The 26,206-nt window shown below is 69.2% G+C and carries 37 protein-coding genes; 9 read left to right on the top strand and 28 right to left on the bottom strand.

Annotated elements, in window-relative coordinates; translation table 11 throughout:
* Positions 1 to 2 precede the first annotated feature (2 nt).
* The 7 genes from C503_RS0133110 to C503_RS43830 form a co-directional block, all read right to left on the bottom strand.
* Positions 3 to 986 carry a glycosyltransferase family 4 protein gene (locus C503_RS0133110; protein WP_018686528.1) on the bottom strand — a complete coding sequence of 328 codons (984 nt, stop codon included), beginning with the start codon at positions 984 to 986 and terminating at the stop codon, positions 3 to 5.
* Positions 987 to 999: 13 nt separating this feature from the next.
* Complete coding sequence (locus C503_RS0133105; protein WP_281170554.1) at positions 1,000 to 1,911, bottom strand: phage major capsid protein; 912 nt, start codon at positions 1,909 to 1,911, stop codon at positions 1,000 to 1,002.
* Positions 1,912 to 1,946: 35 nt separating this feature from the next.
* Entirely contained in the window at positions 1,947 to 2,504 is a 558-nt protein-coding gene (locus tag C503_RS0133100) for a hypothetical protein (protein ID WP_018686526.1), read from the bottom strand.
* Between the two features lie 74 nt (positions 2,505 to 2,578).
* On the bottom strand, positions 2,579 to 3,277 hold the full coding sequence (locus C503_RS43835; protein ID WP_018686525.1) for a VG15 protein: 699 nt from the start codon (positions 3,275 to 3,277) through the stop codon (positions 2,579 to 2,581).
* Positions 3,274 to 4,641, bottom strand: a complete 1,368-nt coding sequence (locus C503_RS0133090; protein WP_018686524.1) for a phage portal protein — start codon at positions 4,639 to 4,641, stop codon at positions 3,274 to 3,276. Before C503_RS0133090 ends, C503_RS43835 begins: the two co-directional genes overlap by 4 nt.
* 20 nt (positions 4,642 to 4,661) lie before the next feature.
* Positions 4,662 to 6,338: a hypothetical protein gene (locus tag C503_RS0133085; RefSeq protein WP_018686523.1), complete on the bottom strand. Its 1,677-nt coding sequence runs from the start codon at positions 6,336 to 6,338 to the stop codon at positions 4,662 to 4,664.
* Positions 6,328 to 6,783, bottom strand: coding sequence for a phage terminase small subunit (locus tag C503_RS43830; RefSeq protein ID WP_018686522.1), 456 nt, complete (start codon positions 6,781 to 6,783; stop codon positions 6,328 to 6,330). Before C503_RS43830 ends, C503_RS0133085 begins: the two co-directional genes overlap by 11 nt.
* Before the next feature lie 90 nt (positions 6,784 to 6,873).
* Between C503_RS43830 and C503_RS0133075 the strand changes: the two genes are divergently transcribed.
* Positions 6,874 to 7,215, top strand: coding sequence for a hypothetical protein (locus C503_RS0133075; protein WP_018686521.1), 342 nt, complete (start codon positions 6,874 to 6,876; stop codon positions 7,213 to 7,215).
* Here the strand turns inward: C503_RS0133075 and C503_RS41775 are convergent.
* The 6 genes from C503_RS41775 to C503_RS0133045 form a co-directional block, all read right to left on the bottom strand.
* Positions 7,212 to 7,901, bottom strand: coding sequence for a formyltransferase family protein (locus C503_RS41775; RefSeq protein ID WP_018686520.1), 690 nt, complete (start codon positions 7,899 to 7,901; stop codon positions 7,212 to 7,214). The two genes, C503_RS0133075 and C503_RS41775, sit on opposite strands and share 4 nt — an antisense overlap.
* A gap of 12 nt (positions 7,902 to 7,913) precedes the next feature.
* Entirely contained in the window at positions 7,914 to 9,062 is a 1,149-nt protein-coding gene (locus C503_RS0133065) for a GNAT family N-acetyltransferase (protein WP_018686519.1), read from the bottom strand.
* On the bottom strand, positions 9,062 to 9,241 hold the full coding sequence (locus tag C503_RS46450; protein WP_018686518.1) for a hypothetical protein: 180 nt from the start codon (positions 9,239 to 9,241) through the stop codon (positions 9,062 to 9,064). The genes C503_RS0133065 and C503_RS46450 overlap by 1 nt, the downstream gene beginning before the upstream one ends.
* Positions 9,234 to 9,869 carry a Mom family adenine methylcarbamoylation protein gene (locus C503_RS46445; RefSeq protein WP_483756927.1) on the bottom strand — a complete coding sequence of 212 codons (636 nt, stop codon included), beginning with the start codon at positions 9,867 to 9,869 and terminating at the stop codon, positions 9,234 to 9,236. The genes C503_RS46450 and C503_RS46445 overlap by 8 nt, the downstream gene beginning before the upstream one ends.
* A gap of 16 nt (positions 9,870 to 9,885) precedes the next feature.
* Positions 9,886 to 10,038 (bottom strand): hypothetical protein, encoded by a 153-nt coding sequence (locus C503_RS46440; RefSeq protein WP_156893684.1) that lies wholly within the window; start codon positions 10,036 to 10,038, stop codon positions 9,886 to 9,888.
* A 172-nt stretch (positions 10,039 to 10,210) separates the two neighbouring features.
* A complete protein-coding gene (locus C503_RS0133045; protein ID WP_018686515.1) occupies positions 10,211 to 10,525 on the bottom strand; it encodes an HNH endonuclease in 315 nt (104 codons plus the stop codon).
* Positions 10,526 to 10,582: 57 nt separating this feature from the next.
* On the opposite strand from C503_RS0133045, the gene C503_RS0133040 reads away from it, so the two are divergent.
* Positions 10,583 to 10,798: a hypothetical protein gene (locus C503_RS0133040; protein WP_018686514.1), complete on the top strand. Its 216-nt coding sequence runs from the start codon at positions 10,583 to 10,585 to the stop codon at positions 10,796 to 10,798.
* A 99-nt stretch (positions 10,799 to 10,897) separates the two neighbouring features.
* Here the strand turns inward: C503_RS0133040 and C503_RS0133035 are convergent, their stop codons facing one another.
* From C503_RS0133035 to C503_RS43820, 12 genes are all read right to left on the bottom strand, one after another.
* Positions 10,898 to 11,524, bottom strand: coding sequence for a winged helix-turn-helix domain-containing protein (locus C503_RS0133035; protein WP_018686513.1), 627 nt, complete (start codon positions 11,522 to 11,524; stop codon positions 10,898 to 10,900).
* 91 nt (positions 11,525 to 11,615) lie between these two features.
* Positions 11,616 to 12,272, bottom strand: a complete 657-nt coding sequence (locus C503_RS0133030) for a hypothetical protein (RefSeq protein WP_156893683.1) — start codon at positions 12,270 to 12,272, stop codon at positions 11,616 to 11,618.
* A 175-nt stretch (positions 12,273 to 12,447) separates the two neighbouring features.
* The gene (locus tag C503_RS0133025; RefSeq protein WP_018686511.1) at positions 12,448 to 12,924 is read right to left on the bottom strand and encodes a hypothetical protein; all 477 of its coding nucleotides are present in this window, start codon (positions 12,922 to 12,924) and stop codon (positions 12,448 to 12,450) included.
* Between the two features lie 241 nt (positions 12,925 to 13,165).
* On the bottom strand, positions 13,166 to 13,735 hold the full coding sequence (locus C503_RS0133020) for a hypothetical protein (RefSeq protein WP_156893682.1): 570 nt from the start codon (positions 13,733 to 13,735) through the stop codon (positions 13,166 to 13,168).
* 162 nt (positions 13,736 to 13,897) lie between these two features.
* Positions 13,898 to 14,722, bottom strand: coding sequence for a DUF2786 domain-containing protein (locus C503_RS0133015; RefSeq protein WP_018686509.1), 825 nt, complete (start codon positions 14,720 to 14,722; stop codon positions 13,898 to 13,900).
* Between the two features lie 179 nt (positions 14,723 to 14,901).
* Positions 14,902 to 15,285: a hypothetical protein gene (locus C503_RS0133010; RefSeq protein WP_156893681.1), complete on the bottom strand. Its 384-nt coding sequence runs from the start codon at positions 15,283 to 15,285 to the stop codon at positions 14,902 to 14,904.
* 236 nt (positions 15,286 to 15,521) lie between these two features.
* Positions 15,522 to 16,391, bottom strand: coding sequence for a hypothetical protein (locus C503_RS0133005; protein ID WP_018686507.1), 870 nt, complete (start codon positions 16,389 to 16,391; stop codon positions 15,522 to 15,524).
* Complete coding sequence (locus C503_RS0133000; RefSeq protein ID WP_018686506.1) at positions 16,388 to 16,939, bottom strand: zinc finger domain-containing protein; 552 nt, start codon at positions 16,937 to 16,939, stop codon at positions 16,388 to 16,390. The genes C503_RS0133005 and C503_RS0133000 overlap by 4 nt, the downstream gene beginning before the upstream one ends.
* Entirely contained in the window at positions 16,936 to 17,976 is a 1,041-nt protein-coding gene (locus C503_RS43825) for a hypothetical protein (RefSeq protein WP_018686505.1), read from the bottom strand. Before C503_RS43825 ends, C503_RS0133000 begins: the two co-directional genes overlap by 4 nt.
* A complete protein-coding gene (locus C503_RS0132990) occupies positions 17,966 to 18,214 on the bottom strand; it encodes a hypothetical protein (RefSeq protein WP_018686504.1) in 249 nt (82 codons plus the stop codon). The genes C503_RS43825 and C503_RS0132990 overlap by 11 nt, the downstream gene beginning before the upstream one ends.
* On the bottom strand, positions 18,211 to 18,669 hold the full coding sequence (locus C503_RS0132985; RefSeq protein WP_018686503.1) for a hypothetical protein: 459 nt from the start codon (positions 18,667 to 18,669) through the stop codon (positions 18,211 to 18,213). The genes C503_RS0132990 and C503_RS0132985 overlap by 4 nt, the downstream gene beginning before the upstream one ends.
* Positions 18,666 to 18,944: a hypothetical protein gene (locus C503_RS43820; RefSeq protein ID WP_018686502.1), complete on the bottom strand. Its 279-nt coding sequence runs from the start codon at positions 18,942 to 18,944 to the stop codon at positions 18,666 to 18,668. Before C503_RS43820 ends, C503_RS0132985 begins: the two co-directional genes overlap by 4 nt.
* Before the next feature lie 528 nt (positions 18,945 to 19,472).
* Between C503_RS43820 and C503_RS0132975 the strand changes: the two genes are divergently transcribed.
* A complete protein-coding gene (locus C503_RS0132975; RefSeq protein WP_018686501.1) occupies positions 19,473 to 19,898 on the top strand; it encodes a hypothetical protein in 426 nt (141 codons plus the stop codon).
* 538 nt (positions 19,899 to 20,436) lie between these two features.
* Here the strand turns inward: C503_RS0132975 and C503_RS45210 are convergent.
* Both C503_RS45210 and C503_RS41755 read right to left on the bottom strand, forming a co-directional pair.
* The gene (locus C503_RS45210; RefSeq protein ID WP_084477451.1) at positions 20,437 to 20,712 is read right to left on the bottom strand and encodes a DUF397 domain-containing protein; all 276 of its coding nucleotides are present in this window, start codon (positions 20,710 to 20,712) and stop codon (positions 20,437 to 20,439) included.
* Positions 20,618 to 21,424 (bottom strand): helix-turn-helix domain-containing protein, encoded by an 807-nt coding sequence (locus tag C503_RS41755; RefSeq protein WP_018686500.1) that lies wholly within the window; start codon positions 21,422 to 21,424, stop codon positions 20,618 to 20,620. The genes C503_RS45210 and C503_RS41755 overlap by 95 nt, the downstream gene beginning before the upstream one ends.
* 586 nt (positions 21,425 to 22,010) lie before the next feature.
* Here C503_RS41755 and C503_RS46435 point away from each other — a divergent pair.
* From C503_RS46435 to C503_RS0132965, 3 genes are all read left to right on the top strand, one after another.
* Positions 22,011 to 22,358 carry a hypothetical protein gene (locus C503_RS46435; RefSeq protein ID WP_156893680.1) on the top strand — a complete coding sequence of 116 codons (348 nt, stop codon included), beginning with the start codon at positions 22,011 to 22,013 and terminating at the stop codon, positions 22,356 to 22,358.
* An 83-nt stretch (positions 22,359 to 22,441) separates the two neighbouring features.
* On the top strand, positions 22,442 to 22,570 hold the full coding sequence (locus C503_RS48665) for a hypothetical protein (protein ID WP_018686499.1): 129 nt from the start codon (positions 22,442 to 22,444) through the stop codon (positions 22,568 to 22,570).
* Positions 22,571 to 22,610: 40 nt separating this feature from the next.
* On the top strand, positions 22,611 to 23,939 hold the full coding sequence (locus C503_RS0132965; RefSeq protein ID WP_018686498.1) for a radical SAM protein: 1,329 nt from the start codon (positions 22,611 to 22,613) through the stop codon (positions 23,937 to 23,939).
* On the opposite strand, the gene C503_RS0132960 is transcribed toward C503_RS0132965, so the two are convergent.
* Positions 23,929 to 24,750, bottom strand: coding sequence for a TrmH family RNA methyltransferase (locus tag C503_RS0132960; RefSeq protein ID WP_018686497.1), 822 nt, complete (start codon positions 24,748 to 24,750; stop codon positions 23,929 to 23,931). The genes C503_RS0132965 and C503_RS0132960 overlap by 11 nt on opposite strands.
* A gap of 44 nt (positions 24,751 to 24,794) precedes the next feature.
* Here C503_RS0132960 and C503_RS0132955 point away from each other — a divergent pair, with 44 nt between their 5' ends.
* Genes C503_RS0132955 through C503_RS0132945 form a run of 3 tightly spaced genes read left to right on the top strand, consistent with a single transcriptional unit; the run spans position 24,795 to position 26,109 of the window.
* Positions 24,795 to 25,118 (top strand): antibiotic biosynthesis monooxygenase family protein, encoded by a 324-nt coding sequence (locus C503_RS0132955; protein ID WP_033401318.1) that lies wholly within the window; start codon positions 24,795 to 24,797, stop codon positions 25,116 to 25,118.
* Positions 25,119 to 25,153: 35 nt separating this feature from the next.
* Complete coding sequence (locus tag C503_RS41750; RefSeq protein WP_018686495.1) at positions 25,154 to 25,315, top strand: antibiotic biosynthesis monooxygenase family protein; 162 nt, start codon at positions 25,154 to 25,156, stop codon at positions 25,313 to 25,315.
* A complete protein-coding gene (locus C503_RS0132945) occupies positions 25,312 to 26,109 on the top strand; it encodes an SIR2 family NAD-dependent protein deacylase (protein WP_018686494.1) in 798 nt (265 codons plus the stop codon). The genes C503_RS41750 and C503_RS0132945 overlap by 4 nt, the downstream gene beginning before the upstream one ends.
* The last annotated feature ends 97 nt before the right edge of the window (positions 26,110 to 26,206 follow it).

Raw genomic sequence — 26,206 nt, 5'->3', positions numbered from 1 at the left:
GGTCAACGTCCCTTGTGCTCGGTGTGCAGGGCTTCCAGCTCGGCGACGAACGCCGCCAGCTCGGTGCGCGGGTCCAGCTCGGCCGCGCGGCGGCGGGCCACGGCCGACACCGCCGCCCAGGTGTCGGGATCGAGCAGGGACCGAATGGTGCGGACCCAGGTGTCGGGGTCGTCGCGGTCGATGAAGGTCCCGGCGTAGGACAAGGATTCGAGTAGGCCGGGGGTGGGGTGGGCGATGGTGGGGATGCCGGAGTGCGCGGCCTCGATGGCGACCATGCCGAACGACTCGTAGATGGACGGCATGAGCAACACCCGGGTACGGGACCACACGTCGCCGGGCATGTCCGGGGTCTGCGGCTGGATCTCCAGGTTCGGCACGCTCCAGTCGATGACCTGTGCGCCGTGCCCGCCGACGACACCGAGGAAGTCGACGTCGGGCATCCGGCGGGCCAGCTCGTAGAAGTGCAAGCCGCCCTTGTCGCGGTTGAGGTTGACCAGGGCGACCCGGTCACCGGGGGTAGTGGCGTGCTGCTCGCCCCACACCGGGGGGTGCACGACGATCGAGCGCAGGCCCCGGTGCCGGGTGGCGTAGTAGCGGCGAATCCACCAGGTGTTGAACACGACCAGGTCCGGGCGCTTGTGCAGCCACAGGGTGGTGTGGTGCATGTTGTTGTGCACCACGTGCACGACCGGCACCCCCAGGTCCCGGCCGAGCTTGGAGGCGTGCGGGGTCTCCTGGTGGTGGGTGAGGAGCACGTCCGGGTTCAGGGAGGCGACCAGGCGGGGCACGGTGCGCTCACCCGCGCCCGCCCGGTGCACCCGAACGCCGTCCACTGTGTACTCGTCGTCGCCCTCCGGTTGGGAGGTCACGACCACATGGGACTCGTGCCCCGCGTCGGCGAGGGCGCGGAGCATGGCGTCCAGCATGGTTTCCGACCCGGCGCGGTGCGCCGGGAGGTAGAAGTGGATGAGCGCGACCACGCGCACGGGACGGCCCCTCTCAGCTTCCGGCGACCTCGTAGGCGGCGAAGCTGTCCACGTTGCCCAGCACCCACCCGAACGTCGCCTCGACCAGGAGGCCCACGAGGTTGTGCTGCCACAGGGACACGAGCTGGCCGTCGATCATGACCGTGGCCTCGGTGCTGACCCGGATACTCATCTCGTCGGCGAAACCCCAGCGGATCTGTGTCCAGTCGCCGCCGAACGCGCGGACCCCGGTGTCGGGGCTGGCCCCGACACGGCCGGACACGGCGCGGGCGTACCCGGTGGGCAGCCCCAGCACCACGTCCATCCCATCGGCCAGGTTGGTGGCGGTCTGGAGCAGCGGGCGGCCGTTCTTGTCGGTCGCGCCGATGAGGCGGGGCTTGAGCCGGGAGTCGGCGGCGAACCCGGTGAACTCGTCGGCGGTGTCGTCGTTGACGACCAGTTCGTACCCGGCGACCAGGTCACCGGAGATCCCGCCCTCTTCCGGAGGGGTGGACCCGAGGGTGACACGGTTGCTGGTCTGGTTGATGTACTGCTTGCCCTCGACCAGCGCGCCGGTCAGCGGCGAGCGGCCGTGCATGGTCAGCAGGTCCGCGCCCCGGGCGATGGCGAAGGCCAGGTCATCGGTGATCTGGGTGTAGGTGCCGCCCACGTTCTTGCGGGCGAACTCCTCCGACACGACCACGATCGTCGCCAGCTTGACGGGCTTGAAGACCTTGACGGCGTAGCCGGTGTTGCTGACGGGCTTGGCCTCCCCTTCGCCGACCACGCCGACCTCGGGGCGCTGGGTGGTGGTGGGGACGCTGTTCTCGCCCAGGTCGACCGGGACGGTTCCGGCCAGTCGCATGACGACGCTGCGCTGCTGGGCGCGCTCGAAGATCGGGGCCGTGACCTCACGCGGGAGAAGCTGCTCGGGGAGGTTGGCCAGGGTGACGGGTGGTATGGGGAATCACTCCAAGGTGGTCAGTGGAGGCGGTCCTGGATGAAGGCGGCGAACGCCTCGGCGGGGGTGGCGGCGGAGGTGGTGCCGTTGTCCAGGCCCGCGCCCTGGGTGGGGTCGGGGCGGGTGCGGTCGGCGGCGGGCAGGCCGATCAACTCGCGCAGCCGCGCGGCGTCGGCGGCGAGCTCCTCGTCGGTGTCGCCGACCAGCCGGGCGGCGAAGTCGGCGACGTAGTCGGCCGGGACACCGACGCCGATCGCGGCGCGGAGCAGGGCGGCGTCGCGCTGCGCGGCCCCGAGCTGGGCGGTCAACTGCTGGACCTCGGCTGCCTGGTCCTGATCGGCGGTCGTGGTGTCGCGGGCGGTCAGCGCGGTTTGAGCGGCGTTGCGTTCGCGCCGGTAGCGGGCGGCTTCGGTGCGGGCGCGGCGGATCTCGTTCTGCGCCCACTCGGGCAGCTCGTCCAGCGACCCGGCGGTGGTCGCCGCCGCGGGCTCGGTGCCGGTGCCGTCGGCCGGGGCCTGCTCGGCGGGACCGGTCGAACCGGTGGGTTCAGGCGGTTCGGTGGGGTCGGTGATGGTCATGGGTGGCCCTCCTGGGGCGTGCGGGTGTGCCAGGTCCGCCGGGGGCCCGGCTGGTGCGGGATGGGGTGGACCGTCTAGGTCGCGGTCGGATCAGGAGTGCGGGTGCGGGCGAGGGCGCGGCGGAACGCGTTCAGCGCGTCCCGCCCCGACAGCCCTTCGGTGGAGTCGCGCCAGAGTCGTTGCGCGGCAAGGAAGGTGGCGCGGCCTTCCCAGTCGTCGGGGTTGGACACCGGCACGACCAGGCAGTCACACCGGTCGTGCCAGTGGGTCATGTCGCCGGAGCGGTAGACGGGTCCGCGTGAGGCCAGCAGCCAGCAGAACGCACAGGTTTCCCGCCCGGTCGGTACCCGCGCCCAGCGGACGCGGTCGGTCTGGGCGGCGGTGACGAGCACATCGCGTCCGGCCTGGGCGACGTGGCGGACGACGGTGGCGGTGGTGTCGCTGATCGCGGCCCGGGTGCTGGCACGCTCGCTCAGCCGGGTACGGGCGGTGCGCGCCACCGCGCGATCGAGCGCGTCCCGCCGGTACGGGGGCGGCTCCAGCGGCGGCGCGGGCAGCTCCAGCGGCGGGCGCTGGTCGAGGTAGAAGCGCGCCGCCAGCTCGCCGGTCGCGCGGCGGCCTTGCACGACGATCGGGAACAGCACGTCGAGCAGCAGCCGCCACCCGGTGCCGGTGACCGGGCGACCGGCCAGCCCGCGCAGCGTGGACACCGTCGCCGCCGCGACGGGTGCGGTCACCCGGTCGTGCGCGGCGCGGTACTCGGCGAGGTTCACCGGTCACCGACCGCCGGGGCCGCGGGCAGCTCCAGGCCGCCGGTCCGACCGGCACCCACGGTGTCCAGCAGCCGCGCGAGCGGGTCATCCCCGGACGCGGCGGCCAGCTTGCGGCGCTGCTCGGCGCTGTACCCGAGTTCCTCCCAGGCCGCCGAGATCGGCAGGATTCCGGACGCGACCAGTTTGGACACCGCGTCCGCCTTCGCGGCGTAGGTCGGGGTCGCCGGGTCGCGGTAGATGCTCTCCAGCCGGGCGGCGTGCGGGGGGATCTCACCGTCCACGATCAGCATCCCCAGCCGCATGGATTCCTCCCAGGCGGAGCCGAACGCGCGGGCGCGGCGTTCGGCGCGCTTGACCAACCGGGTTTCCCCCGAGCGGATCGCGTCGGCACTCGCCGGGTTGTCGGTGGACAGTCCGAGGAAGTGCGGGGGCAGACCCGACAGGGCGGCGACAAGGCGGGCGTAGAGGTTGACGACCTCCACGAAGTTCCGCAAGTCGGCCGCCGCGAACTGACCGACCTTGGCGTTCTCGTTACCCAGAGCCAGAATCCGGCCGATGTAGGCTTCCCACGCCGGGATCGGTTCGCCCGCCTCGTTGACGAAGTCCGAACGGCCCGCGCCCAGGACGTACCGTTGCGGCACCGCGAGGAGTTCTTGCGCGCCACCGAGGTTGGTCATGGTGCGGCACGCGGCGTCGGTCAGGCCGATCACGTCGTCCATCTCGGAGCGGCCGTGCCGGTCGCCGATGCGGGCGCGGTTGATCAGCGGTACCACCGGGACCCGGCCGAGCTTGTGCGCGATCAGGTCGACTACTCGCCACCCGGACCGGCCACGGTCGTAGTAGACCGTGCGGTCGGGTAGGTAGAGCGTCGCGGACAGCTCGCCGCCGGATCGGCTGGTGTAGAGGCGCAGCGCGGAGCGCACGGCGCGGGTGCGCGGGTCGACGTCGGCGATCATGGAGCGGGCGGACTCCGGGGTGATGACCGGTGTGTCCGCGCCGTCGTCGCCGGGGCCGACCGTGATGTAGGCCCGCCCGGTGATGAGCGCTTCCAGGTGCGCCAGGCCGGATTCGTCGTCCAGGCCGTTGGCCTGCCACCAGGACCACAGCCGCTCATCGGTCTCCGCCGCGCCCGCCAGTCGGAAGCCCTCCAGGTCCAGCCGCTCCGCCAGGGAATCGACGGTGAGGCGGGGCCAGTTGACGACCACCTGCAACCGGCGCATCTCCGGGGGCAGGCCCAGCCCGAGCGCGGCGAGGCGTTGCGCGCCGTCGTAGTAGGCGTCCAGCCGCCGCGTCCGCGACGCGGTGGCGGCGAGGCGTTGACGTAGCTCGTGCAGGACGGACAGATCGTCGGCGGTGCTCGCCATGGCCACCCCCGCCCCGGAACTCAGCGGAGGACGACCACGTGACGGTCTCGTTTGCGGTGGCGGCGCTTGTACTTCTCCGACGCCAGCACCAGGCGCCGGACCATCCTCGCCCCGATCAGACACACGGCAGAGTCGATCTTGTGCGGGCTGTCGCGGGTGGGCTTGGCGATGCTGACCCCGTAGCGGTTGGGGGCGCGGCGGGCGTTGAGGACGTGGCGGCGCAGCCGCAGGTCGTCCCCGTGGGGCAGCTGCCCCGCGCGAAAGTCGGCGCGGGCACGTTCGGCGGCGGCGGTGAACTCAGCGACCCGCACCCGCATGTCGAAGGCCACCGCGTGACGATGGCGACCGGTGGTGGCCTCCACCAGCAGACTGTCCCCGAAATCCAGCGCCCACGCGTCGACGTAGCTCTCGAACTCGCGCACGTCGGCGAAGAAACCCAGCACGTCGAACCGCTCGAACGCGCGCCGCACGGCCAGGTCGGCGTCCGCCTTGTCCACGCGCCACCGCTTGCCCGCCGGGCCGGGCGGGCGCTCTTGCAGGTGCAGCAGCTCGGGGCGGCCGTCGTCCATGGCGACCGCCACCAGGGCGGTCGCGTCGTCGCCGGAAGAGCCGTCGAAGAACAACACGACCTCGTCGCCCTCGGCCAGGGCCGCCAGCTCGGGAACGGCGTTGCCGTCCCACTCGGTGACCGTCATCCACGCGGTCGCCGACGCCGTGCGCCGGTTGAAGAAGTACCGCACGGCGTCGTCGGGGTCCTTGGTCAGGTCCCAGAACTCATCCCGCACGATCCCGGGCAGGTCCATCCAGGCCGCCGCGGGGCCGTACACTTCGACCAGGGCGGCGACCACGGCGTCCAAGTCGGACAGGTCCACCCCGGCGGGGGCTTCCCGGTGGTCCCACAGCAGCCGGGCCGCGCGGGTGCGGCCCTCGCGGATGGCCTGGGCTTGGCGGTCCACCGCCTCCAGGACGGAGTCCTCGCCCGGCTGGTACATCGTGGAGGTCAGCAGCGCCCACGGCTCGGCCTGCTTGCGCTTGCGGAGGTTACGGTCCACTGTTCGGAACATCCGCCGCAGCTCGGGCGTGGTGTACAGGTGCGGTTCGTCGTAGATTGCCAGGCTCTCTTTTCCGCCATCTTTGGATGACGAGCTGGCGGTGGACGGGACGATCTCCCCGCCGTCAGGCAGCGTGATCCGGGTCAGGCCGACCGCGTCGCGGGTCAGGTCCTCGCCGAGCGGGCCATGTTCGAGGTTGTGGTGGATGACGTCGTAGGTGTTGCCTGTCTGGCTCTCTTCGGTTGCCAGGCAACGAATGTAGGGGTAGGTGATCTCCCGGCCCATGGGTTCGCCGGGGGCGTAGTGGTAGACGAAGTCGCGCCACCGGTAGACCTCGCCGCCGCGCGCCCACCCGGCGAAGCGGGCCGGACCGCGTGCCTCGAACAGGCCGATGAACCCGGCAAGCTCGCTCTTGGCGCGGCCCTTGGGGCGCACCAGGGCCGCGCGGGAGTACAGCCGCCGCCCGTGGGAGTCCAGCGCGTAGGCGTCGACCAGGAACCCGGCGAACTCGTCGTCCAGCTCGACCGGGTCACCCTGGATGTCGCCGGGGCCGTGCACGCACCAGTGTTCGATCCACGCGGCGGCCAGCCAGCCCAGGGAACGGGCCCGATCGTGTCCGGGCGCGTGCACCAGTTCACGGGGCATCGTCGCCCGCCAACCGCTTGCGCCGCTCGTCCAGTCGCGCCACGGCGGCCGGGGCCTGCGTGCTCACCTGCTCGCCGTCGTCGGGGTCGACGTAGCGGATGCGCAGCTTCAAGCGGTCCTCGTGCGTCAGGCCGAGTTTCGCCGACCGCAACCGCAGCTCGGCGGCGACGGAGGGGTGGTCACGCCAGAACGCCTCCACCAGCACGGCGGTTTCGATCGCGAAGCGCCAGTCCGTGTCCGACCACAGGCGACAGTGCGGCATCCGCCGCACCGCGTCCCACCACGCGCGGGTCTCCCGGTGCCAGCGCTGCCGCCCGCCCTTGGCGGGCAGCTCGGGCGAGGGGCCGTCATAGGCGGTGTTCTCGACGGTGGTCCAGTCGTAGGTCTTGGCGTTGCGATTGCGCGGGTTCGCCGAGGGGGTGCGTCCGGCCAGCGGCACGAGCACCCCCGGACAGCCTGGTCACGGCGGGTGCCGGTGTGGAGACCGAACAGCACTGACTAGAACACGCGTTCGACTGGGGGTTAGGGTGCGGGCATGTTCGATGACCGCCCGCCGGACGGGCCTGTGCGCTACCGAACGACCAACGCGGGGATCAGGGCGGCGGCGATCCCGGCGACGTGCAAGGTGGGTGTCCACTCGCTGGCGCGGGTCGGCTACATCGCGCGAGCCAGCGAGGATGAGGGGGTCGTGCGGATCTCGTGCCGGGAGTGCGCCGAGGTGCCGGACGTGGACCACTTCTGGGTCCTGGCCTTGCGGGGCGCGCCGCCGGAGCTGGTGGAGCTCGACGATGAACCGTACCGGGACATGACGCCGATCATGGTCGACCCACGCGGACGCGGCGTCCCCCCGGAGCGGGCGCGGCCCACACGGGCCTAGGGCCGGTGCAGCGCCTCCGGGTGGGTGTGCGCGGTACCGCCGAGTTGGGGCAGCTCGGGCTTGATCAGGGGCGGGCGGGACCAGGACGGTTCCCAGGTGGCGCGGGCTTCGTCCTGGGGGACCTCGACGCGGTGGCCCGCCGCGAGATCGTCCAGGACACCCAGGATCAGCCGGACGCCGAGCGGGGCCAGGTGCTCACGCCACAAGGTCGTGGCCGTGGCCCCGGGCGGGACAAGGACGTGCTCCTGGGCGGCGAGTGGTCCGGCGTCGGTGTGGTCGGTGAGGTGGTAGACGCTGCCGCCGGTGACGCGGTCGCGGTCGCGGATGGTCCAGCGCACGGCGTCGCGGCCCCGGTGCAGCGGGAGCAGGCTGGGGTGGTAGCCGATCGCGGCGACGCGGGCGCGGGCGCGGGTGGCGCGGCCGATGAACGCGTGCGAGTGGGCGGCGACCAGGACATCCGTGTCGTCGGGGACGTGGTGCGCGTGCAGCTGCCCCGCGTCGACCCAGGGCAGGCGGCGGGGGTAGGCCCAGGCGCGTAGCCGGTCCCAGTGCAGCGGGTCGTCGTCGTCGGGCCGGTTCCGGCGGGTGGCGGGGGTGGCGACCCCTGCGAGGGTGTGCCCGCGGTCGGTGACCGCCTTGGCGACGGCGAGCGCGAAACCGCCCTGTCCGGACAGGAACAGACGCACGACCCCACCCCCTCAGCCGTAGTAGCGGAACCCTTGCACCGACCGGAAGTGTCCGCCGTATCCGGTGCGCGGCAACGACTTCTCGCGATCGGGAAAGAACTTCTCGCTGTCGCCGGTCTTGTGGCCGGTGAGTCGGGCGGTGATCTGCCGCCATCGGTCGTCGCGGCGCAGGGCCGCCGCCAAATGCGGGTGGGTGGTGTGGAACAGGGTGGTCATCCGGCGGCCGTCGAGAACGCCGTGCCCGGTGCGTTGCAGCTCGGCCACGTGGTTGAGGAACCGCGTGCCGACGCCCGCGCCCTGCCACGCGGGAAGGACGACCAGGCGGGAAGCGCGGGCCTCCACCGAGACGACCCGGTCGGTGTGGGGGCCGGTGGTCAGCGACTTGGTGGTCATGCCGACGTGGGCGACCGGTTCACCGTCCACAAAGGCCACGTATGCCTTCGCGGCGACCATCTTGGGCAGGGTCAGATAGTGATGTGCCCGGAACAGCGGCCATAGGTTCCAGCCGCCTTGCCGGATCTCCACGTCGATCCTCGGGCGCCGGAATTGAACCGACCCCCTGGTGAACGAAGCCGTGCCGCTGTCGTAGACCCAGTCCGGTTCCAGCCAGTCGAGCACGTCGTAGTGACAGGTCAGCAGCACCGCTTGCCCGCTGCCGCGTCGCCACGCCTTGGCGAACGCGCCCGCGCCCACGCGCGCGATTTGACGGTCCACCACGGAGGTGAACTCATCGATCACGACCTTGTCAGGCTGCTCGGCGATGACGCGCGCCAGGTCGGCGCGGAACCGCTGACCAGTCGAGAGCACCCTGTAGGGGCGCAGCCATACCGGGACGTCGCCGAGACCGGCCGCGCTCAAGGCGGCGGTGGCGGCCTCGAAGTCGCCGCCGGGGGCGATGGCGTCGATGATCGGCGCGTCGTCGGGCCAGTCGTCGGCGGTGTAGAACGCGGTGCCGTCCCACAGGGCGCGGCCGATGCTGGACTTGCCGGTCCCGGACGGTCCGACCACGACCCCGATCCGCCATTGCTCGTCCTCGATGGGCAGATCGACGTCCAGGTGGAACCGGGTCGCGTCGGCGTCGGTGGCGTTGAACAGGCCCCGCACCTTGGCGGCCCGGAAGGACTCGGCCACGGGGACCTGGTGGCGCACGCTGATCCGCACTAGACGCTCACCACCCGGCAGCGCAGGCCCATCTTTCGCAGGCGGTTGTAGACCTGCTCCTGGTGGTGGGCGTCGCGGCAGACGACCACGATCCCGTGTCGCTCGCGGTAGTGGTCCGTGTCAGGCTTGGTCAGCACGTCGGCCGACCCGGGAACCGGCGCACGGCGGGGTTCAGGCATCGGTGCTCACCTCCAGTCGCGGCGGGTAGGGGCGGGCGCGGTCACGGAGCTGGCGGCGCATCGCCTTGTCCAACGGGTAGAGGTAGCGGTGCTTGAGCGTGGGCGTCTTGATCGCCCGCACGTGCGGGTCGATGGTCCGCCGCACGAACGCCTCCGCCGTCTCGTCGGGGCCGCGGGCTGCTGCGAGGTGGCGCAGGCTGCGCCCGTGGATCTCGCGGCCGTGGACGATGTAGGACAGGGTGTGCGGGTCGGTGGTTCCGCTGTAGAGCCAGTTCCCGGCCTGGTAGATGCCGCCGTGGTGGCCCTGGGTGGTGTCGGCGAAGGACACGACCAGCCGCAGGCCGGGCGAGCTGGCGCGCAGTTGGCGCAGGGTGACGGCGATCATCTGGGTGACCGGGGCGGCGTGGTCGGTGAGCGCGACGCGCACCAGCTCGGCCACCTGCGTCTGCTCCAGGCCGTAGGGGCGGCCCAGGTGGTTGGACGCGCCCCGGCCGTAGACGATCGCGCCGACGAACCGCCCGTGTTCCCAGACTCCCCAGGTGGCGAGCTTGCCGCGCGGGGTCTTGGCGCTGTAGTGCCAGCGCATGACCGCGTCGGCGGCGGCGGCCCGCGTGCACGGGGCGACCAGCAGGGGGACGGTCGGGTCAGCGTGGGGTGCGGGCGTGGCGGCGCTGGGTGACGAGGGAGAGCTGGTCGAGCCGGGGCAGGGTCGCCGCGGGCTGGGGGGTGAAGTCGATATCGCCGGGCACCTCCCTCCGGTGGGCGGGTGCGCGTGCTGGCGACGGAGATGCGGACATGCGTTCTCCCTGGTGAGCGCGGGTGCGCGGGGTGGGCCCTGTTCGTGTGGGCGGTCGGGGAGTTTCGTACGGACCGCGAGTCGCTATGACCAACCGGTGCACGGCGACGGCGGGGGTGGGGGGTGCCCCCCTGGGGTGTGGCGCACGGGAGCGCCCCGGGCCGACCTGTCGACTACATGTGGTGTTGGTCGGGTCGATCTGTCGGCCGGGGCAACTCGCCCGGGTGCGGCACCGCCGGGCGGGGCCGGGAGAGGCGGCGGGCGCGTCCGCCTTCGCTGGAGCTCTTGGCCGCGTGGCACCGGGCGCACACGCCTTGCAGGTTCGACAGGCTGTGGTCGTCGCCCGCGATGATGTGGTCGGCCTGGGTGGAGGGCTGTGTCCAGCACAGTCGGCACCACGGGTCACGGGCCAGCACCAACGCGCGGCGGCGCGGCCAGTCTCGGGGCAGGCGCGCGCGGCGGTCGCTGCCGGTCCATCCGGTGCCCACGTGCCCCCGTCCGGCGGCGCGGGGACGCGGCGGTCAGGGCGGCGGGATACTGTCCGCGTGACGGATGAGACACAGTCGGTGGGGTTCACGCCGTTCGCGCTGGCCCGCAACGGCGCGCCGTTGGACGCGCTGAAAGCCGAGCGTGATGGACTACTGGGTGCCGGGGGCGGCGCGGCGGAGGCCGTCCTGCTCACGCGGATGATCGCGTTCATGGAGGCCACGAGCCTGGACCGCTACACACCGACCGGACACCGCGACTACGACGGTGAGTAGCGCGCGCGGTCGGCGAGCGCCGTAAGATTCACTCGTTTGGCGCAGAGTTCACCACTGTGAATCACTCTACGTTCGCCCCAGGTCAGGCGCAACCGACAATCACGTGGCGCCGGTTAGCCGCTTCACGTGGGCGTGGGCGGTTGAGTAGGCGATGCCCAGCGTGCGCGCGATCTCGGCGACGTTGACCCGCTCGTCGTTCGCGCGCGCGGCGTGCACCAGCTCGGCGACGGCGGGGCCGATCTTCTCGCGCGCGAGGCGGTCGCCGCTGCCGGGCGGTCGGCCGCCGCGGGCTGCTGTCGCGCGGGCGGCCCGTTCGCGCTTGCACCGCTTCACGGTGGCGCGGTACCAGTGGTCGACCCCGCACACGACCTCGTCGGCCGGGGGCACCAACGGCGCGCCCTCGCGCACCTGGGCGCGGGCGGTGCGCTGGTACTTGCTCCAGGTGTCGGGGGTGAGTCCGGCCAACGCGGCGGCCTCACCGCGATCCAACAGGTCCCGCTCGTTCGGCCGCGTGGGCAGGGCCGGGATCGGCTCGCCGTTGGCGTAGGCCCTGGCCTGTTGCTCGTCCCACAGCCGGGGGCGGCCGGGGACCGGCCGCCCTTGCGTGATCGGCTTGGGGTGGCCGGGGTCGGTCCACGGCCGCCGCTTGTGCGCGGTGGCGGGCGACAGACCGTGCATGACGGCGATGGCCTCGCTGTCGACGGCGGTGCGTCCGGCGTGAATCACGGTCGATCGGCTCCCTTCCGGTGCGCGTGGTCGGTGTCATTGTGGCCGCTGCCCCGGCTCCGCGTGGGAGCCGGGGCAGCGGTTACGGTCGTCAGTCCGAGGAGACCTTGACCATGACGCCCGTGACGAGGTGCGGCGGGACGCCGGTCGCCTTCAACTGCTCGGCGATCTCGGTACCGAGCTGGTAGTAGGCGACGTCGACGATCAGCCCGTTTACCCAGTCCTTCAACCGCTCGGGCATCGGCGCCGGTCGGTTGGTCAGGCTCAGGCCGGTGATCACGCACGGGCCGTGGATGGTGAGATCGGCCATGTTGTTGCGCTTCAACCGCTTGACTCGGGCGAGGTCCTTGTCACCGACCGCGTAGTCGCCTGCGACGATGTCGTTGACCAGGCGGGTGATCGCGACGGTCGCGGGGACGTTGACCTCGGTTCGCGGCGCGGCGAACCCGGGCCGCCAGAAGCCCACGCCGGTCACCAGGTCCATCGGGGTGATCTCCTGCTCCCCCAGGACCGCCGCAATCTTGTCCGTGGCCGTCTCGGCGGTCAACGCCAGAAAGCCGATCTCGCCGTTGCGGCGGATGAGTACCGCCTGGAATCGGCCGCCGTCCATGTCCGAGTCCTCCGGGCGCTGCGTGCCCTCCTGCGACCAGCTCGCCGCGTCGGGCGACTCGCCGCCAACCGAGTCGGCGACCAGCTCGGTAACCCTGGCCAGCAACGCGGCGAGGTCGGCGTACATCTGATTACTCACTGGTGTTCCTTTCGTTGTTTCGCAACGGGTTGCGGTGTCGGGGCGGGGTCCCATCCCGTCCCCCGAACAGTGATAACTGTATCCGGATTACAGGGAAGATGGAAGGTGATCCACGACGCCCCCCCAGGGACGCCCCCCAGGGACACCCCGGCCCGTGGGCCGGGGGCCGGGTCGGTCAGTCGGACAGGACGGTCACCTCGGTTACCTGGTCGGCCGTCACGCCCACCTCGGCGAGCGTGTCGGCGATGCGGTGCGCGAGGATGATCCGGTGCAGGTCGGGGGCGGAGCCTTCCCACCACGACCAGAACGCGTCGGGAAGCGGTGTCGCCTCGCCCTGGTCGCCGATCCCGGCGATCAGGCACGGCCCGTAGAAACAGGGGCTGCCGACGCGGTTGATCCCGGCGGCCACTCGTTCCTGTTCGTCGGCGGCATAGCGGCCGTCCGCGACGGCGCGCACGAGTTCGACGTAGACCGCGCCCGCCACCGGGTTGAGGTCCCACCGCTTGTAGGACTGCTGGCCGGTCCAGAACCCGACCCCGGCAATGGGTTCCCACCGGTGCGCCCTGGGGTAGGCCAGGTGTGAGCCGATGAAACCGTGGGCGTCGCCCTGTTCGACGGTGAAGGCGTACAGCCTGTCGAAGGTGATGTGCATGAGGTCGACCTCACCGGGAGCGACCCTGATCCTTTGTGGAATGACGTTCGGCTGGTGTGGCCGGATTGTGGTGCGCATGACGCTTGTGGTGCCTCTCTGTTCGCAACGGTGGCGTCGGCGGCGGGGTTCCATCCCGTCCCCCGACACCAATAACTCTATCCGTAATTCGGGGATCGTGGAAGGTGATCCACGACGCTCCCCAGGGGGCGGGTCCCGCTCGTGTGAGCGGGACCCGCGTCGGTCAGTCGGCGACTATCCGGACACCGATGACGCGGTCCAGGCGGTGGCCGCTCTCACGGATCAGCAACGCCAGTTCACGGCCCAGGTCGGTGACGCGGGGGTCGCCATCGCGGGTGTACCAGGTCCAGAACTCGCGAGACAGCGGCCGGAACATGGGCCGGGGGTCGGTGTAGTCGCGGTCGGCCTCCGGGATCAGACCGTCCACCACGCACGCGCCGTAGACCCGGCGGTCCCTCGGGTCGCCGTCGAGCAGCTCGGCGGCGTGGCGGCGCTCCCACGTGTCCCTGCCGGGCAGGTAGCGGCCCGCCTTGACACTGCGCAGGAACGCGTCCAACAGGTTGGTCGCGGGCCGGTTCAGCGGCGCGGTGTCGACTTCGGCGTCCCGGTCGACCCAGAACGCGACCCCGGCCAGATCCCAGCCGGTCAAGGCGGACGTGGCGGTCAGCAGGACGGGCAGCCCGCGACGGTCGGCGTGGATGTCGATCGTGGTCGGCCCGCTCGGGGTGACCAGCAGTGCCCGGCACCGCTGGATTCGGGCGCGGCGGTGACGCCCGGGGGGAGTGTTGTTCATGGACATTGAATCCTCCTGTTGCAACGGGTTTCGCGTCGGGTGGCGGGGTTCCATCCCGTCCCCCTGACACCAATAACTCTATCCGGAATGTGGGGATCATGGAAGGTGATCCACGACGCCAGGAGCGGGGCGCCCCGACCCGGAGGCCGGGGCGCCCATCGACTACTTGCCGACCCCCTTCCGACTCCTGGTGGTGACCTTGGCCTGACCGGTGTCGGCGGCCCGACCGGCGCGCACGCCGGCCGCGTGTCCGGCGACGGTGGTCTTGCTGCCGCGATCCTGCGAGATCTCGGGGAACTTGCGGGCGTACTCGGCGGCGATCCGCTCCGTGTCGCGAACCAGTACCACCGCCTTGGCACTTCCCTTGACCTCCTCGGCCAGGTCGTTCCGGGTGGCGAGGATCTTGTCCGCCACCCCCTGGCCGTAGCCCTTGATGAACGACCGGAAGTAGTCGCGGCGGAGGATGTTCTTGTTCGCCGTGGTCAGGTGATCGGTGTCTGCCTGCGCTACGTACAAGGGCGTCGCCAGGCGGGCCGCGCTCTCCGCCTGCGCCATGACCCAGGGCAGGAGCGTCTTCAACGTGTCGATCATCGAGGCCGTGCCGACTGCGGTCACCAAACGGTCCTTGGTCGTCATGTCATCGCCTTGGGCGATATGCTTGCCTCCCACGGCGTCGATCACGAAGCGGTGGAGGATGGTGCGCGCCTTGCCGTGGCATCCCTGGCCGGACACGGTGAAGACGTGAGTCGAGATGGGCTCCGGCCTCTGCCCCTTCTCCTCTCGCAACGCGGCGGCGTCCAAGCTGTACCGGGCCAGCAATTCGGCCGCCTTGGCGGCGAACGCCTGCGCCTCCTCCGGAGTGACGGCGGAGTCCTCGGCCTGCTTGAGCAGCGCGGCGACCTTGCGCTTGATGGCGGCCTTGTCCTCCGTCGCCGCGGGCTTGGACTCGGCGGCCTTGCCCTTGGAGGTCTTGCGAGTGGTGGCCATGATGGTCCTTTCGGTTCGGTGCAACGGTTTGGTGTTGTGTGGGGTGGGGTTCCATCCCGTCCCCCTCACAAGAAGAACTATATCCGGCTTGCGGGGAGTGGAGCTAGCGATCGTGATCCACGACGCCACTTCTCCAAGGGGCGAGGCGGGAGCGCGACGGCTCCCGCCTCGCCTGTGAATCAGTCCTCGGGGGCGAGGTTGAGCAAGCGGGCGACCACTTCGATCCGGCGGGCGCCGAGGCTCAGGTAACCCAGCACGGGAAACTGTCCCAGTTGGACGGAGTAGTCGGAGTACAGCTCCCGGAACTGGTCGTGCGCCAGGAGGGCGCGCCGCTCCAGGTTCGGGCAGGGACCGACGTTGCCGGGTACCAGCGTGCACAGGCCGCAGTAGCAGCGGTCGTCACTGAACAGGGCGTGTACCACGGGCGTGCCGACGCCCTGGGCCCCGAGGGTCGTCGGACCGGCCGGTCGCCAGTGGTACACCGCCCATACGGTCACCTCCTTGAATGTGCCGAGCCATACGGGAATGGGGAAGTCCATGGTGTCCATTTCCTTGGTGTGCAACGGTTCTCCTTTGGTGTGGGGTGGGGTTCCATCCCGTCCCCCTCACAGCAATAACTATATCCGGAGTGATGGGAGTGGAGCTAGCGATGGTGATCCACGACGCCACCTGGCGACACGGGGACCCGCTCGCCTACACTGAGCGTGTCCTTTCTGCGGCCTTCGTGGCCGAGTGCAACGGGACTGCGGGGCCGGTGGTTCCAACCGCCCTCCGGGGTGGTCACCGGTCCCGCAACCCACTACCCGGGCACCGCCGCGTGTCTGCGCCGCCAGGAGGCCAGCGCGTCCGTGCGCGCGAACTGCGGGCGGCGTCTGCTGCCGTGGTTGGCCCACTCGTCCTCGCCCCGCCAGCGGCGCAGGGTGCCGGTCGGCGTCGACAGCCACACCGACAGCGACGCGTAGTCCGACACCGGGGTGCCCAGCTCGCCGCCGAGGTCGTCCCAGCGGTCACGCGGCCAGCTCGCCCGGCACCGGGGACACCTGATCCGCTCGACCGACAATCGGGCCCTGAGCGGCCCGCCACAGGTCGTGAGACGGCCGGTGCCCGGGTCGGTGACCCGGGCCGGGCAAGGACCGACAGGGATCGTGCGCTCCTGCACGCCGAGCGCGGCGCGGAGCTGGTGCGCCAGCTCGTCCACCTCCTGGCCCAGGTCCCCGATCCAGTACTGGCGGGTCGCCCAGTCCAGCCACCGGACCAGGACGGCGACCTCCCCGGACACGGTGGCCGGGCCGCCGCGCGGATCCTGGCCGGTGTCCTGGCGCACGTTGTCCGCCCAGCTCGACAGCACCGCCAACACCGAGTGCGGGTCGTCGTCCTCCACCGCGTGCGTGCGCGGGTCGGTGAGCACGATCACGCTGTCCCGGGCCGGGGACCGGGAGCCGTGACCGGGCGCGCCGCGCGCGGCGGCCCCGCCGCCGCCCGGGACCATGGCGTCGTCGACCAGCGCGTACAGCTCCACCAGCTCGTTGAGCGTGGCGCGGAGCCGGTCGGCACACGGGTCGCACGTGCGGTAGCCGTGCTGGGCGGGAAACGGCTCTCCGTCGCCCGCGACGCAGCCGAGCAGGCACGGCGTCGCGGCGTAGATATCCAGGTCGGCGAGGTCGTTCACGCGGTCACCTCCCGGTCCTGCGCGGCGGCGGCGGCCTGGGCGGCGTCACGTCGGGACCGGTGCACGCCGGTGGCCGGGTCCCGGCGGGGACGCGGGCCGGTCTGGGCGCACATCACCCCGGCGGGGACCTCACACCCCGGTTCCGGGCATGGCACGGTCAGCGCCGCGCGTTGTTCGGGCAGCCGGGTCCATCCGGTCTCGGCGTAGACGGCCGCCATGCCGCGCCGGGCCGCGTCGGCACTGCGGCGCCGGTCGGTCTCCGGGTCGCGGGCGAGGCGCTGCCGCCGGACCTCGGTACGGTGCCGCGCGTCGCGGATGCGCCCGATGATCTGGGCCGGGGTCACGCTCTCCGGGCTGGTCTTGGAGTGCGCCAGCAGCGCCGCTTGGCACTCGGCCGAGCTGTACCCGACGAGCTGGTCACGCCACCAACGGAGCTCGGTGTCGCTGGGGGTGCGGGAGCGGAACGCGGCCATCATCGCCAGCAGCCCGGACACCTCCACCCGCGACATGAGCGGCCCGGCCTGGCCGCTCATGGTCTCCTGGCTCATGCCGCCACCCCCAGCAACGCGGCCACGGCGGTCTCGTCGTCGGCGGTGCGCAGGATGCGTCCAAGCTCGCTGTCGTCCTGGTCCTCGTGCGCGACCCGACGAGCCAGCTCCAGCGCGGCGGCCAGCGGGGTCGTGCCCGCGGCCCCGGCGGGCGCGGCGGTGCGCATGGCCTCGCCGACCAGCTCCGGCAGCAGACCGGCCCCGACCCGACGCTGTGCCCAACGGCGTAGCCCGGCTTCCACCCGGTCGGTGGTGATGCCCTCGGTCAGCAGCGCGGCGGCCTCGGTGGTGAGCCGATCGGTCACCCGGCGCGGTTGCGCCGGGACGTGGTCGGCGACCAAGCGGGCGGCCAGCTCGCGGGCGGGTCGCGTCGCGCGCGTGCGCCCAGAAGAACTACGAGACCGAGGACGGGAAGAGTCCCCTTGCCCCCTGCCCCCTTCCCCCAGAGGCCGCCCGGAACCCTTCCGGGAAGGGTCGCCCGCAGGGTTGTCGACGGGCTCCCGCTCGGCGGACTCGACCGCCGCGGGCGCGTCGGCGGCGTCGCTGGCCGGGCGGCGGCGCACGGGCTTGATCTCCACCGGCGGCGCGGTGTCGCCGCGCTCCAGCGAGGCGGCCACGATCTGCGGCAGCGACCCGCACAACTCGACCGGCAGGCGACGCAGCTCCACCGCCAGCGCCGCCCGCAGGATCGGCGACTCGATCGCGTAGGACTGCCGCAACGCGGCGGCGAGCACCTGCGGCTGCTTGACGATGCCGTCGTTGCGGATCAGGGTCCGGACAAGAAGCTCCTCCGTGTCGTGGTCGATGACGACCATGCGCGCCGCGTCCAGCTCCGACAACGCCGCCCGGATCTCGCTCACGTCGTGGTCGGGGTGCGCGCGCGCCCAACGCTTCGCGGCCAGATCGAGCAGCCCGGCATAGCTCAACTTCTTCTGTGACAGCAGGTGGATGTACATCAGCTTGGCCAGTGTCGACAGTGGACGGAAGTCGTCGTCGTCCCAGATGTCGCACTGAATGCGGGCGTGGTCACGCGCCACGTGCGGTGCTCCTCGAATGTGCGGTGTGCGCCCGGAGGCCCAGGCGTTCCCTGATGCGGCTAGTGGTGTAGGTCGACATCCGGGCGCGCCTGGCGATCTCGGTGTCTGTCAGCTTGCGGGCGTGCAGCCACGCCACGACCAGCCCGCGGGCAGCGCTGGTCAGCTCCTCGGCGACCAACTCACCGCCGATACAGCGGCGGGCTTGTTCGGCGTCGGCGTGGCTGCGTGCCGGGATCACGTCCTGTCGGGGCCGTCCGGCCCCACGTCACCCAGCCGCGACAGCGGCAACGGCTGGTCTTCCCCAGTGACTATCAGTACGTACACCGGTTGCGGCTTGCCGCCGTTGCCCCCGGCCCGGTCGGTCGAACGCACCCACCGGCCGGTGGACACCAGCAGCCCCGCCGACCTCATGCGCTGTACAACCGCGCCGATGACCTGCGGCCTGATCCACGTCGGCAGCAACGACCGCCAGCGGTTCGCCGTGGTCTCCCGCCACGGGTCACCCAGCGCATCGCACACGATGACCGTGATGACCGCCTCGACGTGGTCGACGTTGCGCGGGTCGAGTACCAGCAGCGCCGCCACGGCCGCGACCGGATCACCCTGTGCCGGGGTCAACGAGATCGCCCGCCGCGCGATCTCGCCGACCAGCTCCCGCACGCCGCGCTCCTGTGGTGCGGCGACCGTGCTCACCGCCCGAGCACCAGGAACCGCCGGACCTCGGTGATGTCGAGTACCTCCGGCACGATGTCCGGGTACTTCTCCTTCAACAGCTTCTGCGACACCCCGACACGCAGCGTCTTCCGCCACGAGACCACCGGCACCTCGCCGATGGTGCCGATCTCCCCGTCTCCCATGACGGCCTGGATGACCCGACGTAGCTGCCGCTGACGCGCGGCGAGCTTGTCCAGGCGCGGCACCAACCGTTCCAGTTGCGCGAACTCGTCCGCGACCCGATCCAGCGACACCAGCGATGCCGCGTCTTCGTTACCCGATTCGGGATCGGGCGTAGCCAAAGCGATTGTGGACATGACGAAACCGCCTCCCAGCGGCGCAAACAACGTCGTGTGAACCCGGACGCGCGCGCCGAGCGAGGCCCGCTCGGCGCAGCGGGTATCAGCGCCAGCCACACCGACAGCAGAGCTGTCACCACAGCAGGCGCAAGGCGACGTATTCGCCAGGACACAGCAGACCTCCCCCAGAGGCTCAGAAACCCACCGACCGGAGGGTTGACAAACCCATCCCGGCGAGCGATCTCCACAGTGGATCACAGCGCACGCGTCTGTCAAGAAAGTACGAACACTGAGACGATGTGGAGTAGTTCGACAGACACGCTCCGTGCCCGAACCGGAAAATGGCAACTGTTCAAGCGGACCTCGGACCGAGGTCCTACCGTGTGCTCACGAGTCGGTGACTATCCCTACGCTGCCAACGCCAGTACGGGGTACGTCTGTGATCACTGGGGATCACGCCGACCGGGTCGACAGGGGGACGACATGGCAGATGACGACGTCAAGACGCGCGTCGGGATGCTGGTGGACAAGTACCGCCGAGGCCGGTCCACCGCAGAGATCGAACGGCTGGCGGGGATGAAGCCTGGCCACCTCGCCCACCACCTCAAGCCCAGCGTTCGGTTTGGACGCTCGCCCAACTTGAAGGTCATCGAGCGCTTCGCGGCAGCCCTCGGCGCAGAGATGTGGGAGGTCTCGCAGGCGTTCTTCGCCGACGCGGGCGTAGCGCTGGACGGACCCGTGCTCACGCCCGAGCAACAGCAGGTGGTCGACACCTACGCCCTGTTGACACCGGAACGACGGCGCATAGCCATCGGTCTACTTGACGCCCTCCTGGCCGACCAGGCGGCCACCGTCGAGTGCGGATCTCCCTCGATCGCTCAAGAGACCAGCATCACATCCGACACGTAGATCATCCCGGCGCCCGACCGGCACATCCTGAGATCGTGGGTACGCGGCGAAGCACACAGTCGCTAAGCTCAACGCTTCCGCGAGCCACCCTGCCCGCGGCCCTGGCGGAGAGCTAGCCCGAAGCACAGCACAGCGCAACCTGGGGGGTTGTGCGCGAGGGAGAGACGTGTCGGCAGACCTGATCGAGATCCGACAAGACTTAGGCACGACAGCGCAAGTCGTCCAAAACCCAGACGGCAGCAGCAAGCTCCTGGCGGGGCCACTGGCCCGCATCGGAGCCCTCTACGAGGTCATCAACGACCTACACTGCCAACGGATCGGGGAAGCTACGGGCAGCGCTTGCAACCACCCCGACGACGGCGAGAACGGGCGGCTAGCCGAGCGCCTACTAAACGCCGCCAGTAGCAGGACCATCCCTGATCAGAGTCCACACGGCGAACAGCCTGGACGACGTGACGCGGATGGTCCCGATGTTGCTGCGATGGACTAGGACGGCGTGGTCGGGTTCGACCTTGGACGGTAGAACCCGACCACGGCCTCATCCCTTCGTAGCGGCTTGGACGAATCGCCGCCACTGCGCAGCCCCGAACCCTAGGGTCGGTCCGTACTCTCCCTGCTTCGAGTCTCGCACCGCTACCGAAGTGCGCGGCCACGCCACCTCGACGCACTCGTTGGTCGGCGACTGGCTAAAGGAACTCTTGCGCCACACAAGCTTGTTGTCATGCGCCACGGCGGTACACCTCAATCTGTTGTCTGATCCTCTCCATGGAAGCTGCCGGGGGCAGCGCGCCTCGCTTGGCCAGCTCAAACTCATCTGCGAGGACTTGCACAGTCTCGACATCTTCCAAGGTCCTGCCCCCTGCGGGGGATTCGAGGTATACCGAGCGGCTGAGGCCAACACCAGCGTCATCAAACGACAAGATGACGGCGCTCGTGTGCATCAACACGAATGGTCCATCGGCGAACGCGCGGACTCGAATGTCCACATTCGGCAATTCGGCGAGTTCCAACAGATATTCAAGTTGCTCGACCATGACCGCCGGGCCGCCAACGGGGTTGAGCAAAGCCGCCTCGTGCAGGACGACCTCCAACGGAAAGGAGCGAGGCGGGCGCAGTTGATCACGCCGCACGCGTCTCTCTTCTGCCGCCCCCGCTACCTCGGCGACCATGTCGCCGCGCAGCGCCGCGACGTACCCGTCAAGTTGGGTGATACCTGGCGTCACGAACGGTTGGTAGTTCTGCTCTTTGATCGCGTCCCGCTCGTCTTGCCGAAACGCTCGATATGCCAGGTCCAGACCGAACGCGTGATCAACAACCGCGTCGTCTTCCTTGGCATAGGCGTACAGTTGCATCGCTTTCGCGCGATCAGAATCCGAGGGCGCGTACTGGTCCAGGATAGCAGCGAACGTCGGAGGACCCGGAAGCGAGTAGCCGGTCTCCATGCGCTGGACCGTAGGGCGGGTGACGTCGATGGCCGAGGCGACCGCCTCTGGCGTCTTACTCGCCCTCGTCCGGAGCTGGCGCATCCATGCGCCCAGTACCCGCTTGCGTCTCGTCTCGCCCGTGGCCACGCGAACACCGTAGTCGGCCTCGTCAATCGGGTTCGGACAGATTCACCCGTTCAGCGCTGATCTCCGTGTACTGTTCACGTGGTACTGTTCACGAGTCGCCGGGTGTGGTCGACTTCCGCTGGCCTAAGGGCCGACCTGCGGACACAGGAAGCCCCGCACCCGGCGGCGTGCCAACGCCAGCAGCGCACAACGGTGTGCGCTGAGCATCTGGCGACGTACAGCGGACGCGAGTGCGGATCATGCTCGCCGCGGTGACGCTGCCGCGCGCTGTGCGACCTGTGGCGCGACGAGCGTGCGGCGTGGCCCCCCGGCGTCGCTACGCGCCCGGTCGGGCTCGCGGTGTGGGTACCGCCACCTCGCCGCGAGCCCGACCCTAGTTACCAGGAGTTGCGATGGGTGTGCCCGTGTCTGATGGCGCAGAGTGGGCCCAGTGGGTTCTTCTGGCCGCCCTTCTCGTGGTGACGGTCGTGCGCATAGCCATAAACCTTGACGACCGACCGAGTGGCTCGTCCAACGGCAAGTCCACGCGTAGGACCGAACGGTGAGCGAGACGTACAGCATCACCCGACTGCTCGACCTTGGCTTTCGCGTGCATCCGTTCCCAAGGACAGAGAGCGGATTTGGTGGCATTGTCCTTAACAAATACCTGCCGCATGGTTATGTGGACACCCTGTTTATCGCGGTGGACGAGATGGCTATTGCTTCGCGAGTGCGGAACGACTTCAATCCAACTACCGCGCTCCGCCTGGACCTGCCGACTTGGACATTGGCTGGCCCTCTAGACCGGGTTGTGGACACCTTGCTCTCACGTTACTACCCGGACGCATCAATTTGCACCGTGACGCGTTTCCCTGGACAACTTGCCATCCTCGAAGGGATATCGGCGTAGATGGCAACTACACCACTCTTCCGGCTCTAGCCATCCGGCCGGAGGCACGTTTGCATCATCTAGTGACGAAGGGAGGTGTCAGCTTGAAGACCAAGCCCAACGTGGTTCTGTCCTTGCGGGGGCGCCAGCTCGCCGCGAAGGCGTGCGGCCAGTGCTCGGGGTCGTCCAACGACGGCAAGCTCCGCACGGCCGCGCCCGTCGTTGCCAAGTAGATGACCGTCGCCGGTCGCGAACCGGAGAAAGGGCATATCTGTGCCGCTCAAGTCGTCCTTTTACAATCACTATGCCGCGACCGGCGACGGCTCCGCTATCGTCTTCAACCGGTATTGGGGCAGCGTTGCTGTTTTCGACGCTGCCGACGCTAGTGCGCTCGAAGCAGGTACTTTGGTTCGCCTCGACGCCAGCACCTTGGCGAGCATGGAAGACGCGGGGTTCGTCGTTGACGCCGCAACGAACGAGATCGACGTTGCTCACGAGCAGTACCTTCGCCGCAAAGCCACGAACTCCGTCTTCAACTTGACCATGGAAATGACGCAGGCGTGCAACTTGGCCTGCCCATTCTGCTACCAGAATAGTTATCGGGATGACACTCCGATAACGGACGGCGGACTGGACAACGTCCTACGTTACATGACCTCCGTCCTGGAGGAGCAGAAGCGTCCCTTTACGGACGTGGTGTTCCGCACGATCGGTGGCGAACCCTTGATGCAGAAGGCCAAGGTGTTGGATGGCGTGACGCGTGGCGCGGAGATCGCAAAACGCTTTGGCGTGAACTTCCATCCGCAAATCGACACAAACGGCCTACTGGTTGACGAGAGCGTTGTACGCGCCATGCGCTCCATCTCGATCACTTTGACAAACAAGGCTGACCATGACAAGTCCCGGATTCGCCACAACGGGTCTGGAACCTACGACACGATCTTGAAGATCCTCGGGAAGCTTGCTCCCGTCTTCAACGACCATCAGACCATCTTGAGTATCAGGTACAACGCCAACGCGTTCAACGCCAAGTACGCGGCCGAGGTGTACAAGATGATCAAGGGTCTGGGCATCACCCACACAGAGTTTGAACTGCACAACACGGTTCAGTACGGATACAACGCGCTGGCCGGAAGCATGTCGGGTGATGATTTCAAACGCCTGTACATGGAGATCATCGCCCTAAAGGTGCAGCACGGAGAGGTGGTGACCGACTTCCCGCGACCGACCTTTTCGCCGTGCTCGGCCTACACGCCGTTCAACGTCAAGTTCACTGCGACCGGGCAGTTGGCCGCCTGCGACGCGATGCACACCGCTCGGGGCTCTGCCGACGAACTTGTCGCCGACATCGACAAGCACGGCGAAATCTTCCACGAGGTTGCGAGCCACGACCCGTTCCTGCACCCTCAGTGCGGCGGATGCCCTAACGTGGGCATCTGCGGCGGGATGTTGTTTTGCAAGACGAACGAGAACGTCCCCGACAACAACCCGTGTGACTTCCTGCCGTTCGACCTGGACGAGTTCTTGCGCTTCTTCGTCAAGCACTACCCCGACAATCCAAGCCTGTTTGACCTCGGTCCTGAACCGGCGGTCAACGCTTAGCGTCCCATGCGGACTTTCGTGCGCGAGCCTCGTACAAGAAAACGGCGGCTGACACGGCAACATTGAGCGAATCGGCGTATCCAAGCATGGGCAGACCAATCCTACTGAAACCGTGCTGATACCAAGGCTTTGAAACGCCGTATCGCTCGCTACCGACTACGATCGCTGTTCGCCCCGCGTAGTCGGCAGTCCTGTAGTTGATGCTTTTGTCTGTATCGGCGAGCAATACCGTAAACTGGTTGGCCTTCAACCAGGCAATGGCATCGCCGGTGTCGTCAAAGTCGAGATGCGGAACACGCACGCTCATCCCCTGGCTAGCCCTGAGAACCTTTGGGTGGCTCATGCGGGTCCGTCGGTTCGTCATGACGAGCAAGTCTCCATGCACGGCATCCAAGGTACGTAGGAGCGTTCCTAGATTGCCTGGAATCTCCAGGGCATCGGTCACCAACACCAGGGACGACTCTTCCAATCGAATATCGTCGGGCGTCCACGTTGGCATACGCGCTGTGCTTAGGAGTCCGTCAGGCTGCCCCTTTTCGGTCAGGCGAGCCATGGTCTTTTCCGACACTCGGAAAGACCTGCGTGCTACGGCTACCAGTTCGGCGGCACGCTTCTTGGCTTCATCCGAGTAGGTCAGCTCCGGACACCAATAGAACGTGTCCACGCGGAGATCGGTGTCCAGGACGACGTTGTTTTCCCACAGCCCCTCGGCCACGAACAGGCGGAAAGGGTTCGCCGTGTTCTTCTGGATCGCCAGAACATCCTTGACCGCTGGGTGCCCCGGTCCGATCTGCTGTAGGTCCATGTCCATGGGACGCTAGCTTAGCGCTAGCGTTGACGGGCTACGCTGACAGCATGACCGCCGTGGTGAAGATCAACGCGATCGAAGTGCCTGAGGGCGCAGGCCCCGAACTCGAACAGCGCTTCGCGCAACGCCTTGGGGCGGTCGAGTCGGCCCCTGGTTTCCTCGGCTTCGAGTTGCTGCGTCCGAGAGCTGGCGAGACGCGCTACTACGTGTACACACGATGGGCGAGCGAGACGGACTTCCAGGCGTGGGCCAACGGCCCCGCCAGGGAAGCACATGCCGAGCATCGGTCTAAGCCGGTAGCTACGGGGTCAGCGTTGCTTGAGTTCGATGTGGTGCAGAGCACATTTCCGACCACCGAAACCTCCGCATGAGCGCAGGTCAGCAAGTTTTCCCAGGTCAGCGGGTATTGCCTACAGCACACATCTGCTGGGAGTCCGAGGAGCACTTCCAGGCCTGGCTCACCGGCTCGGCCAAGGAGGCCCACGCAGGCGCGCGGGCCAAGCCCGTCGGCACCGGCTCCGACCTGCTGGAGTTCGAGATCGTCCAGTCCGCGAACCCCCGCCCGTGACCGACCCCCTGGACCGCGCGGCCGCTCTGCTCGGATCGGCCGACGCGGTCCTCGTCTGTGCGGGGGCGGGCATGGGCGTCGACTCCGGCCTCCCCGACTTCCGGGGCACCACCGGTTTCTGGCGCGCTTATCCCCCATACGAGCGGCTCGGCCTCCGGTTCGAGGAGATCGCCGATCCCATCCACTTCACCGAGGACCCGGAGCTCGCCTGGGGCTTCTACGGCCACCGACTCGATCTCTACCGCACCACCGTGCCGCATTCCGGTTTCGCGATCCTCCGGAAGTGGGACGCCCGGGTCTTCACCTCCAACGTGGACGGCCAATTCCAGCTGGCCGGATTCGAGCACGTCGCCGAGGTACACGGTTCCATCCACCATCTGCAATGCACACTCCCCTGCCGCCGTGAGATCTGGTCGACCACCGTGGACATCACCGTCGACCCGGAAACCATGCGCGCCGCGAGCCCACTGCCGGAATGCCCGAACTGCGGTGCCCTGGCCCGCCCCAACATCCTCATGTTCGGCGATATCTCCTGGGTCCCCGACCGCAGCCAGGAAGCCTTGACCGCGCTCAACACCTGGCGTCGGGCCTGCCACGGCAAGAACCTGGTGGTCATCGAAATCGGCGCGGGTCAGGCCGTGCCCACGGTGCGCAGGCAGGCGGAACTGGCCAGCGCGGCGACCGGGAATCTCATCCGGATCAATCCACGCGAGCCAGAGGTGCGCCATGGCCGGGGGATCTCGCTCGCCATGGGCGCCCGGGAAGCGTTGGTCGAAATCGACGCACGCCGTTAGTGGTGCGACCCAGAACGTCGGCCGTGTATCGGCGGGTCCACGGCGTGGCTGGCGGTGCCGCCGGAACGGCCTCGTACTGGATGTACTTGGTCGTTTC

This window comes from Actinokineospora enzanensis DSM 44649 (assembly GCF_000374445.1).
Lineage (GTDB): Bacteria > Actinomycetota > Actinomycetes > Mycobacteriales > Pseudonocardiaceae > Actinokineospora > Actinokineospora enzanensis.
The sequence above is the reverse complement of the archived record's forward strand: the minus strand, read 5'-3'. Positions and strand labels throughout refer to the sequence as shown.